This is a genomic window from Aminobacter sp. P4_D5 (genome assembly GCF_056401815.1).
Window position 1 is genome coordinate 1 of sequence record NZ_JBFUIP010000186.1, and the last position, 10,488, is coordinate 10,488.

The window sequence follows — 10,488 nt, forward strand, 5'->3', positions numbered from 1 at the left end:
GCCCATGGAGCCGTGCAAGCCTTCATCGACGAACTGGGCCAGACGGGCGGGGGCCAGCGGAATCGCGTTTGGGCGCGTGACGGCGACGGCGGCAAAGCCGGCGCGTTTGGCTTCGCGCTCGATCAGCTGGCGCAGCGCCGTATCAGAAATCGAGGTCCGCATAATGCGATGCCGGTGTCAGGCCGCGTACCCGGTCGGTGAGCAGGGGCCGGAAGGATGGCCGCGACTTGACCCTGGTGTACCATTCGCGCGCCGAGGAATATTCGCGCCATTCGATCTCGCCGAGATAGTCGAGCACGGATAGCGAGGCGGCAGCGGCAAGGTCGGCATAGGTGATACGTGGCCCTGCGAGCCAGTGACGCGTGCCGGCAAGCCAGTTGGTGTATTTCATGTGCTGGCGGATGTTGGCACGGGCCGCACGGATCGCGGCTGAATCGGGCGAGCCACCGCCTGCCGATTCGGGCATGTGCGGCTTCAACACCCGCTCGCGCACCAGATGCCGGGTGACTTCGCTTTCGGTCTTGGTCAGATACCAGTCGGTGAGGCGGCGGATTTCGGCGCGCTCCATCGGGTCCTCGGCGAACAGCCGGCGCTCGCGCTTCAGCACGCCGCGCGTCTCGTCGATATATTCGGAAATGATCATCGCGCCGACGATCGGCACGTCGCCCTCGGCGAGCAGCACCGGCAGCGTGCCAGCCGGATTGAGCGCCAAAAACTCCTTGCGCCGCGTCCACGGCTTCTCCTCGATCAGCGCCAACTCCTCGCCATACTCGCCGAACGCAAGGCGGACGAAACGGCATGTCGCGAACATTGGGTGATGGAAAAGCGTCAGCATGGTCCTGCGAAATTTCGTGATCGATGGCGCTCTGGCGAATCGGTTGCCGCGCCGCTAGAGCTTCTGGACCCGGCTCGCCGGGCTCTCGGGCGAACCGACCTATAGGGTGAGTTCCGCCCTATGACAAGCAATCGCGAATGAACCACCTCGCGGGGACTGGAATGGATAGCCAGACAATCATCAATGCGCTTCTGCTCGGCTTGATCGAGGGGCTAACAGAGTTCATCCCGGTCTCCTCGACCGGCCATATCCTGCTCGCCGGGCATTTCCTTGGCTTCAACTCGACCGGCAAGACCTTCGAGATCCTCATCCAGCTCGGTGCGATCCTAGCGATCCTGTCGGTCTATTCGGCGCGGCTGTGGCAGATGCTGATCACCTTGCCGCGCGATCCCCAGACCCAGCGTTTTGTCGCAGGCATCCTGATCGCCTTCCTGCCGGCGGCGATCATCGGCGCTTTGGCGCATGATTTCATCAAGACGGTGCTGTTTGAATCGCCGAAGCTGATCTGCACAATGCTGATCCTCGGCGGCATCGTGCTGTTGTTCGTCGACAAGCTCGACCTCAAGCCACGCTATGGCGACGTCACCAAGTTTCCGCTGTCGGTCTATCTCAGGATCGGCCTGTTCCAGTGCCTGGCTATGATCCCCGGCACCTCGCGCTCGGGTGCGACGATCGTCGGTTCGCTTTTGATGGGCGTGGAAAAGCGGGCGGCGGCGGAGTTCTCGTTCTTCCTCGCCATGCCGACCATGGTTGGGGCATTCGCCTACGATCTCTACAAGAACCGCGACGTCTTATCGGCGGCCGACCTGCCGGTGATCGGTATCGGCTTCATCGTCGCCTTCGTCACGGCGCTGTTTGTTGTCCGGCACCTGCTCGATTACGTTTCGCGCAATGGTTATGCGCTGTTTGGCTGGTGGCGTCTGCTGGTTGGCGGCGTCGGCATGATCGCGCTTCTGGTGTGGGGCTAACGCCCCATCACCTTTGCCCCATTTGTTGCGAGCCAGATTACATGGCGGGCGCCGCTCTTGCCGTTGGCGCGGACCTTGACCTCCTCGACGGCAAAGCCGCAGACCTCAAGACGCCGGGTGAAGCTGCGGTCGGGACCTTGCGACCACACCGCCAGTATTCCGCCCGGACGCAACGCCGCGCGGGCGGCATCCAGTCCGGCGTGGCTGTAGAGACTGTCATTCGCCTTGCGCGACAACCCTTCCGGGCCGTTGTCGACATCGAGCAGGATAGCATCATAGGTCGCCTTGGCGGCACCAATGACGCGGCCGACATCGTCCTCCACGATTTCGACGCGCGGGTCGTCGAGGCTACCGGCAAAGATTTCCGCCATCGGCCCACGCGCCCAGGCGACGACCTCGGGCACCAGCTCGGCAACGACGATGCGGGCATTGGCGCCAAGCTCGACCAGAGCGGCGCGCAGCGTAAAGCCCATGCCGAGCCCGCCGACCAGCATCTGGGGCCGGGMGCGGTCGCGGATGCGCTCCGAGGTCAGCGTCGCCAGCGCCTTTTCCGAGCCGCTGAGGCGGCTGTTCATCAGCTCGTTGGTGCCGAGCATGATCGAGAACTCGTGGCCGCGCTGCTTCAAGCGCAGCTCCTCGCCGCCACCGGGGATCTTTGCGGTGTCGAGAACGGACCAGGGAATCATCGGCAACTCTTGGATTGGGAGATCATTTCGCGCTCCCTAGCATAAAAATGCCCGACGGCAGAAAGGCCCGCCTAAACCTTCTCCCAGCCGTCATGCTCGCCGGCGCGGAAAATCGCGTCGATGACCTTCTGGTTGAGCACCGATTCCTCGAGCGAAAATACATGGTCCTTGCCGCCTTGTGCTGCGCGCACAAAGGCCTCGACCTCGAGCCGGTACTGCTGCGTGCCGGGGAAGCGGAACACGGTTGCTTCATTGTGGCCGGCGTTGTGGAGTTCGACGCGGTGATGGTCGTAGAGCCCGGCATTGAAGGGCGAGTGGATTTCGATGAAACCCTTGTCGCCGTGGAAGACCATCAGCTGGCGGTTGGCGAGCTGGGTCGAGAGATAGAAGGACAGCTCGAAATCGCCGAAATCGGCGCGCACGCTGGAATAGATATCGGTGCCGAATTTCTTGTCGCGCTCGATGCTTGCCTGCACCCGTTGTGGCTCCTTGCCAGTCGAAAACCGCGTTGTGACCGTCGGATAGACGCCGATGTCGGGCAGGGCGCCACCGCCAAGGTCGAGCTGGTTGCGCATGTTGTTGGGGTCGACGTTGAAATAGGAAAACGCACCCTGGACATGCTTGAGCTTTCCGATGGCGCCCGACGCGATCAGATCGCGCACCTTGAGCCATTGCGGGTGGTAAGTGACCATGAAGGCCTCGGAAACGATGACCTTCTTGCGGTCGCGGATGGCGATCAGCGGGGCGATGTCGTCAGCCTTGAGCGCCAGCGGCTTTTCGACCAGCACATGCTTGCCGGCTTCGGCCGCCTTCGCCGCCCATTCCAGATGCTGCGAGGTCGGCAGCGGGATGTAGACGCCGTCGACCGCGTCGGACGCGAGCAGCTCGTAATAGGAGCCGAAGGCGTGGCGGGCGCCAAAGCGGTCGGCCAGCGCCTTGGCCTTGGCGATGTCGCGGCTGGCGATGGCAGCGACCACGCCATTGTCGGAATCGGCGATCGCCGGCAGCAGCTGCTCACGGCCGATCTTGGCTGTCGAAAGTACGCCCCAACGAAACATCTCGCCTCCGATACTTGAATTCGGCCCTGGCGGCCGCCAACCCGAACTGTGCGCAAAAGGGGCGAAAAATGCCAGCGGAGATTGGGATGGTCAGGCGCGGCGGGCCGCGAAACTCATCTCGAAATCGACGATGTTGGAATAGAGCGGCGTGCCGACGTCCATGCCATAACGCGACCGCAGCACCTTGCCGCTGACGTGGAAATGAAGCTGCCCATTCTTCAAGCCCTGCAGCTGTGCCTCAAACTTCTCCGTCGAGGTACGGCCACGCGCGGTCAGCTGTCCGGTGACAACGGCCGAATTGTCGCTGGTGCGCTGCACTGACGTCGAGCGGAAGGTGATCTGGCGCGAATTGGCGGCATCGAAGACAGCGTCCGACTTCAAGAACGCATCGACGCGGCCTTCGCCCGTGCCGACGCTGTCGGAATAGATGGTGATGTCGACCTTCGAACGGCCAATATCGCCGCCGTCGATGCTGATGCTGCCCGAGAAATGACCAAAGGCACCGTTCAACCCGCCGCCACCAACCTTGCCGATGACAAAGCGGATGCTCGAACCATTGGCGGAGATGGCATAGTGCCCGGCAGCATCGGACAGTGCCACCGCCGAGGCGGTAGTGCCGATCAGACCAAGTGCCAAGAAGCTTGCAACGCCAAGAACACGCAAAGACATCTCATCGTACTCCCTGATGGCGCGGCTCGCTGGCCACGCACAGAACCAACGTATTGGCCGGGGCGGCTATTCCGACTTCCGCGCGCGGCTGGCGACAAAAGGCGAAATCATCCTGGCCAACACGACGTCGCGCAGCCAGAAATGGTGGCGCAGGGCCGCCAAAATGTGCAGCACGACCAACGCGATGGCGGCATAGGCCAGCCATTTGTGGCTGAAGATCCAGAAATTCTCCGCCTGCTCGGAAACCCCAAGCGGCAAATTGGGCATCAGGAACAGGTTGAATGGCATGGACGGGATTTCGAGCACCGACACGGAAACCAGCGCCCAGCCCGACAGCGGCACGACAAGCTGCGCCGCATAAAGCAGAAAATGAGCGGCTGGGGCCGCAGCGCGTTCGGCCGGGCCGACCTCGTCAGGCAATTCGGGGCTTGGATTGGCAAGCCGCCAGCCAATTCGGATGAGAACCAGCCCAAGCAGCAGGAAACCGAAGGATTTGTGCAGCTGGATCAGCTCGAAGGCGGTGCGCTGGCTGGCGATGCGGGTCATCGTCCAGCCAAGCACAAACTGGCCGATAAAGATCAGGCCGATCAGCCAATGCAGGACGATCGCGGCCCAGCCGTAACGCGTGGTCGTGTTGCGCAGCATGGAAGACATCTCCGATGCACAACGAATTCCAGGCGCGTTTCGTCCAGCTCTTTAGTGGAAAAGCCCGGCCGGCTTGCTCACCAATCAATGACCGAGACCTCGGGCCACATCTGTTTTACGCGCCGGCCCTTGGTTTCGTGGGTGAGGCGATTGTCATGGCGGTGGTTGGGCAACACGCGAAACGAAAAGATGTCGTCCAGGCCGAACGGGGCGCAAAGTTCGGGCGTTCCGCCGGGCGCCAAGCGCAGCCCGACTGCATGGGTGCGCGATGCGAAATGTTCGAGGGATTCGGCGCTCGACAGGAGCGGGGCGCGCGGATAGCCGAAATGCTGCTCGAACCAGAGATGAACGCGCGCCTGGTTGCGGATTTCAACCGGCAGCGGCAGGTCCGCGAACATCTCCGCACCTTGCCGGATCGCAGCGTCCTCAGCCTCCCATGAGAGGTCCGAGCCGTCGAAGTAAAACAGGTCGACATCCTTGACGCCATAGCCGGCGGGGCGGCCGGTCAGATAGTTCCAGACGCTGTTGCAGAGCGCGCCCGAAACGATCATCCATTGCGGCAAGGCCAGCCGCACAGCCCCTTCGAGCGCTCCGCGCACCAGCGGATCTGCCAGAAGGATATCAAAAAAGGCCTGCCGTTGCTCTTCGAACGGCAGGCCTGCATAGCGAAGGTGGTCCATCGCCGCCTCGAACCTGTCAGCTCCTGAGGGCGCCGCCGGTCTGCTTCTTGACGTTCTCGACGATACGGGTCGCAAGTGCCTCGAAATCCTGGTCAGTCAGGGTCTTTTCCTGCGGCTGGATCGACACCTCGATGGCGATCGACTTCTTGCCTTCGCCAAGCGACGCGCCCTCGAAGATATCGAACACCGAAACGGCAGTGATCAGCTTCTTGTCGGCGGCAAGCGCCGCGCGCGTCAGCGTGCCGGCCTCGACCGCCTTGTCGACGACGAAGGCGAAGTCGCGCTTGACCGCCTGGAAGGCCGACAGGTCGAGCCTTGGCTTGGTCTTGGTCGGCTTGACCTTGGGCTCCGGGACGGCATCGACGTAAACCTCGAAACCGCAGAGCGGGCCCGACACGTCGAGACCTTCGAGCGTCCTGGGGTGGAACTCGCCGAATGTGCCGAGCACGACCTTGGGGCCGAGCTTGATCACGCCGGAACGGCCGGGGTGGTACCATTCAGGCGCGCCGGTTTCGATCTGCAGGCGGTCGACAGGTGCGCCGCAGGCTTCGAGTGCGGCGATCGCATCAGCCTTGGCGTCGAAGACGCCGACATTGCCGGCATTGCCGGCCCAGTTGCGGCCCGAGCCTTCGAGCTTGGCGGTGCCGCGGCGAACGCCTGATGCAACGCGGCGCTGGCCGTCTGCCGTATCGCTCTCATAGGTGCCCGAGACCTCGAACAGGGCGACATCGCTGAGGCCACGGTCGGCGTTGCGCTGGGCAGCGGCGATCAGGCCGGGCAAAAGCGATGGCCGCATGTCGGACATGTCGGCTGCGATCGGGTTCGACAGCTTGAGGCTGGGCTGGCCGCCGCCGAACAACTCGGCGTGCTTGGCCGGGATGAACGACCAGGTGACCGCCTCCATCATGCCGCGCACGGCGAGCGCGCGGCGCGCAGCACGGGTACGGATCTGCAGCGTGGTCAGGATCTTGCCGTTGACCGCGTCGTGCGCGCCAAGCGGCTGCGGCGCGATGTTGTCGACGCCGTGGATACGCATGACCTCTTCGACCAGATCGGCCTTGCCGTCGACGTCGGGGCGCCAGGACGGAACCGTGACATCGACCACATCGCCATCACCCTTCACGCCGAAACCAAGGCGGACCAGGATGTCGAGGCTCTCGGCCTTCGGCAGGTCGATGCCGGTCAGGCGCTTGACCTCGCTGAGCGGGAAGGAGACGACCTTGGCCGCGTGGCCGGCATAGCCGACGACATCGGTCCTGGTCGGCTGACCACCGCAGAGTTCGAGCACGAGTTTCGTCGCCAGCTCGACGCCCGGAACCATGAACTCGGGGTCGACGCCGCGCTCGAAGCGGTAGCGCGCATCGGTGATGATGCCGAGCGCGCGGCCGGTGCGGGCCGTGGTGATCGGGTCCCAAAGTGCCGACTCGATCAGCACGTCGGTGGTGTTTTCGTCGCAGCCGGAATGCTCGCCGCCCATGATGCCGGCAATCGACTCGACGCCATTGTCGTCAGCGATGACGCACATCTCTGACGTCGGCGCATATTCGCGCCCGTCGAGCGCCAGCACCTTGTCGCCGTCGCGGCCACGGCGGACGACCAGATTGCCGGCGACCTTGCTGGCATCGAAGACATGCAATGGGCGGCCACGGTCGAAGGTGACGTAGTTGGTGATGTCGACCAGCGCGTTGATGGGGCGCAGGCCGATGGCGATCAGGCGCTGCTGCATCCACTTGGGCGAGGGGCCGTTCTTGACGCCGCGCACCAGGCGAAGCGCGAAGCCGGGGCACAGCTCGGGGGCCTCGATCGTCACCTTGACAGGGCAATCGCCTTCGCCGGCGATCGGCGCGACAGCACCGTCCTTGAGCGTGCCGAGACCGGACGCCGCGAGATCGCGGGCAATGCCATAAACGCTGGTGGCGTCGGGACGGTTTGGCGTCAAATTGATCTCGATCATCGGATCGTCGAGCTTGGCGTAAGCGGCGAAGGACGTGCCCACCGGCGCATCGGCAGGCAGGTCGATGATGCCGTTGTGCTCATCCGAGAGCTGCAATTCGCGCTCGGAGCACATCATGCCGTGGCTTTCGACGCCGCGGATCTTGCCGACGGAAAGCGTGACGTCGATGCCGGGCACGTAAACGCCGGGGGCGGCGAAGGCACCAACCAGACCGGCACGCGCATTGGGCGCACCGCAGACGACCTGCACAGGCGTGCCCGTGCCGGTGTCCACTGTCAGCACCTGCAGCTTGTCGGCGTCGGGGTGACGCTCAGCCGTCAGCACCTTGGCGATGACGAAGGGCTTGAGCGCCGCCTTGTCGTCGACGGATTCGACTTCGAGGCCGATCGAGGTCAGCCGCTCGACGATCTGTTCGAGCGAAGCGTCGGTGTCGAGATGGTCCTTGAGCCAGGAGAGGGTGAATTTCATGGGTTCACTCGTTTCGTGTCGTTGCGGTCGAGCACTTCCACCACGCGGAACCGCTCACAAACCAAAATCATGTCAGGCGAGAAGCCACCATTGCGGGCGAAGTATGCCTCGTGGGCCTCACGCCAGTATTCATAGGACAGGTCACCTTCGCCTTCCGCKGCAGCAAATTCGACATCGACTTCGTCGAAGCGGCGCTGGATCGCTTCGACGGTCTCGATGACGGCAGCACGCCGGCCCTGGCCGTCGAGCACCACGTCGCGGCGGCCGACTTCAGGCACCGGTTCGTCGCCGCCGTAGTCGCGCAAGGCGCCGCAGGTCGCGGTCTTCTTGCCCGACAGCATCAGCGCCAGCAGCTCGTCGGCGAGCTCGGGGCTGTCGCCGAAAGCGAAGGTCACCGCACCGGCATATCGGTCGGCAGCGTCGATCATGCGCTCAGGCCACCGAACAAGGTCGGMATGTCGAGCGGCCTAAAGCCGTAGTGCTGGAGCCAGCGGACATCGGCGTCGAAGAAGGCGCGCAAATCGGGCATGCCGTATTTCAGCATGGCGATGCGGTCGATGCCCATGCCCCAGGCGAAACCCTGATACTCGTCGGGATCGAGACCGCCATGGCGCAGGACGTTCGGATGGACCATGCCGCAACCGAGGATCTCCATCCAGTCGTTGCCTTCGCCGAAGCGGACTTCGCCGGGACGCGAACGGTCGCACTGGATGTCGACCTCGAGGCTCGGCTCGGTGAACGGGAAGAAGGACGGGCGGAAGCGCATCTTGACGGACGGCACCTCGAAGAACGCCTTGCAGAACTCTTCCAGCACCCACTTCATGTTGGCGATGTTGGCGGTCTTGTCGATCACCAGACCCTCGACCTGATGGAACATCGGCGAGTGCGTGGCGTCCGAATCCTGCCGGTAGGTCTTGCCGGGAATGACGATGCGGATCGGCGGCTTCTGCGTCTCCATGGTGCGGATCTGCACCGGCGAGGTGTGGGTGCGCAAAAGCTTGCGCTCGCCATTCTGGTCAGGCGGGAAGAAGAAGGTGTCGTGCATCTCGCGCGCCGGATGCCCCTCGGGGAAGTTCAGCGCGGTGAAATTGTAGTGATCGGTCTCGACATCGGGACCTTCAGCAATGGCAAAGCCGAGATCGCCGAAGATCGCCGCGATCTCGTCGATGACCTGGCTGATCGGATGGATGCGGCCGCGCTCGGCCGGCGACTGGCGCACCGGCAAGGTGACGTCGACCTTTTCGGCAATCAGGCGCGCGGTGATGGCTACGTCGCGCAGCTCGGTCTTGCGAGCGGAGAGCGCATCGGTGACGCGGTTCTTGAGGCCGTTGATCGCCGGACCCTTGGTCTGGCGCTCTTCGGCGCTCATCGCGCCGAGCGTCTTCAGCATCTCCGAGACCGAGCCTTTCTTGCCGAGGGCGGCAACTCGCACCGCCTCGATGGCCTGTTCGTCGGAGGCGGAAGCGATGTCGCTCAGCAGCGATTGTTCGAGAGTTTCAAGATCGCTCATGGTCCAGTTCCGTTGCGGCCCAAACGGCCCTTCGTTGCTGCAAAGAAAAACCCGCGCCAGCCGTGCCAGCGCGGGTTTCCCAAATCAAGTCTGTGATGCTTGGGAAGGCGCTGGTTAAGCAACAGCGCTTTCAAAAGCATTCGGGGTGGTGTTCTTGAGGTACTCAAGAGCAACCTTGGCCTTGGCAACGAGCACGGCAAATGCCTGGGGCTCGTGGATGGCCATGTCGGAGAGGATCTTGCGATCGATCTCGATGTTGGCCTTGTTCAGGCCGTCGATGAAGCGGCCATATGTCAGGCCATGCTCGCGGACCGCTGCGTTGATACGCTGGACCCACAGGGCGCGGAAGTTGCGCTTGCGGTTCTTGCGGTCGCGGTAAGCGTACTGCTTCGACTTCTCAACCGCCTGCTTGGCAATGCGGATGGTGTTCTTGCGGCGGCCGTAGAAACCCTTGGCCTGCTCGAGAACCTTCTTGTGCTTGGCGTGGGACGTTACGCCCCTTTTTACACGTGCCATGTCATGATCTCCTTAAAACGCTGTCCAGACCGAGGGCTCAGAGGCCGTTCGGAAGAAAATTCTTGATGACCTTCTTGGCGTCCGGTTCAGCCAGAACCATCGTGCCACGGGCATCGCGAATAAACTTGTTGGAACGCTTGATCATGCCATGGCGCTTGCCGGCGGCAGCCGCCAGGACCTTGCCGGTCCCGGTGATCTTGAACCGCTTCTTGGCAGCGGATTTGGTCTTCATCTTGGGCATTTTGCTACTCCGTTCTTAGGATTCCTCGGCACCCGGAGATGCTTGCGAAATCCCTCATGTTGTTGTTTTCAGGCCGACCAAAGCCCGAAAAGCAAATGGAACCGCCACGGCATGCCCTGCCGGGCGGTTCTGGGACGCGGCTATATACGCGGAAGTGGTGCAATGCGCAACACCCTGGGCGCTGCGCAAATGCAATGAATCGCAAAGCTCAGGGAATGCGGAACAGGACCGGCAGCGTGCCCGTCATCTGGGCATTAT

At 63.1% G+C, this 10,488-nt stretch carries 12 protein-coding genes and 1 pseudogene; 1 reads left to right on the forward strand and 12 read right to left on the reverse strand.

Annotation, left to right across the window (positions count from 1 at the left end; genetic code table 11):
• Together AC1DWF_RS26810 and AC1DWF_RS26815 are read right to left on the reverse strand one after the other, a co-directional pair.
• A pseudogene (locus tag AC1DWF_RS26810) lies at positions 1 to 162 on the reverse strand (tRNA epoxyqueuosine(34) reductase QueG); the annotation flags it as partial.
• Positions 143 to 835 carry a glutathione S-transferase family protein gene (locus AC1DWF_RS26815; protein WP_476788207.1) on the reverse strand — a complete coding sequence of 231 codons (693 nt, stop codon included), beginning with the start codon at positions 833 to 835 and terminating at the stop codon, positions 143 to 145. The gene AC1DWF_RS26815 and the pseudogene AC1DWF_RS26810, both read right to left, overlap by 20 nt.
• Before the next feature lie 161 nt (positions 836 to 996).
• Between AC1DWF_RS26815 and AC1DWF_RS26820 the strand changes: the two genes are divergently transcribed.
• Positions 997 to 1,803 (forward strand): undecaprenyl-diphosphate phosphatase, encoded by an 807-nt coding sequence (locus AC1DWF_RS26820; protein ID WP_476783331.1) that lies wholly within the window; start codon positions 997 to 999, stop codon positions 1,801 to 1,803.
• On the opposite strand, the gene AC1DWF_RS26825 is transcribed toward AC1DWF_RS26820, so the two are convergent.
• The 10 genes from AC1DWF_RS26825 to rpmI form a co-directional block, all read right to left on the reverse strand.
• A complete protein-coding gene (locus AC1DWF_RS26825) occupies positions 1,800 to 2,489 on the reverse strand; it encodes a spermidine synthase (RefSeq protein WP_476842246.1) in 690 nt (229 codons plus the stop codon). The two genes, AC1DWF_RS26820 and AC1DWF_RS26825, sit on opposite strands and share 4 nt — an antisense overlap.
• 71 nt (positions 2,490 to 2,560) lie before the next feature.
• On the reverse strand, positions 2,561 to 3,547 hold the full coding sequence (locus AC1DWF_RS26830) for a Gfo/Idh/MocA family protein (RefSeq protein ID WP_476788206.1): 987 nt from the start codon (positions 3,545 to 3,547) through the stop codon (positions 2,561 to 2,563).
• Between the two features lie 90 nt (positions 3,548 to 3,637).
• Positions 3,638 to 4,216, reverse strand: a complete 579-nt coding sequence (locus AC1DWF_RS26835) for a YceI family protein (RefSeq protein WP_476783334.1) — start codon at positions 4,214 to 4,216, stop codon at positions 3,638 to 3,640.
• Positions 4,217 to 4,282: 66 nt separating this feature from the next.
• The gene (locus AC1DWF_RS26840; RefSeq protein WP_476783335.1) at positions 4,283 to 4,870 is read right to left on the reverse strand and encodes a cytochrome b; all 588 of its coding nucleotides are present in this window, start codon (positions 4,868 to 4,870) and stop codon (positions 4,283 to 4,285) included.
• Between the two features lie 68 nt (positions 4,871 to 4,938).
• On the reverse strand, positions 4,939 to 5,541 hold the full coding sequence (locus AC1DWF_RS26845) for a nucleotidyltransferase family protein (protein ID WP_476783336.1): 603 nt from the start codon (positions 5,539 to 5,541) through the stop codon (positions 4,939 to 4,941).
• A 16-nt stretch (positions 5,542 to 5,557) separates the two neighbouring features.
• Positions 5,558 to 7,963 carry a phenylalanine--tRNA ligase subunit beta gene (gene pheT / locus AC1DWF_RS26850; RefSeq protein ID WP_476783337.1) on the reverse strand — a complete coding sequence of 802 codons (2,406 nt, stop codon included), beginning with the start codon at positions 7,961 to 7,963 and terminating at the stop codon, positions 5,558 to 5,560.
• Positions 7,960 to 8,391, reverse strand: coding sequence for an ASCH domain-containing protein (locus tag AC1DWF_RS26855; RefSeq protein ID WP_476783338.1), 432 nt, complete (start codon positions 8,389 to 8,391; stop codon positions 7,960 to 7,962). Before AC1DWF_RS26855 ends, pheT begins: the two co-directional genes overlap by 4 nt.
• Positions 8,388 to 9,473: a phenylalanine--tRNA ligase subunit alpha gene (pheS, locus tag AC1DWF_RS26860; protein WP_476842247.1), complete on the reverse strand. Its 1,086-nt coding sequence runs from the start codon at positions 9,471 to 9,473 to the stop codon at positions 8,388 to 8,390. Before pheS ends, AC1DWF_RS26855 begins: the two co-directional genes overlap by 4 nt.
• A 114-nt stretch (positions 9,474 to 9,587) precedes the next feature.
• Positions 9,588 to 9,989 carry a 50S ribosomal protein L20 gene (gene rplT, locus AC1DWF_RS26865; protein WP_214393008.1) on the reverse strand — a complete coding sequence of 134 codons (402 nt, stop codon included), beginning with the start codon at positions 9,987 to 9,989 and terminating at the stop codon, positions 9,588 to 9,590.
• A 37-nt stretch (positions 9,990 to 10,026) separates the two neighbouring features.
• Positions 10,027 to 10,230 (reverse strand): 50S ribosomal protein L35, encoded by a 204-nt coding sequence (gene rpmI, locus AC1DWF_RS26870; RefSeq protein ID WP_476786844.1) that lies wholly within the window; start codon positions 10,228 to 10,230, stop codon positions 10,027 to 10,029.
• Positions 10,231 to 10,488 lie beyond the last annotated feature (258 nt).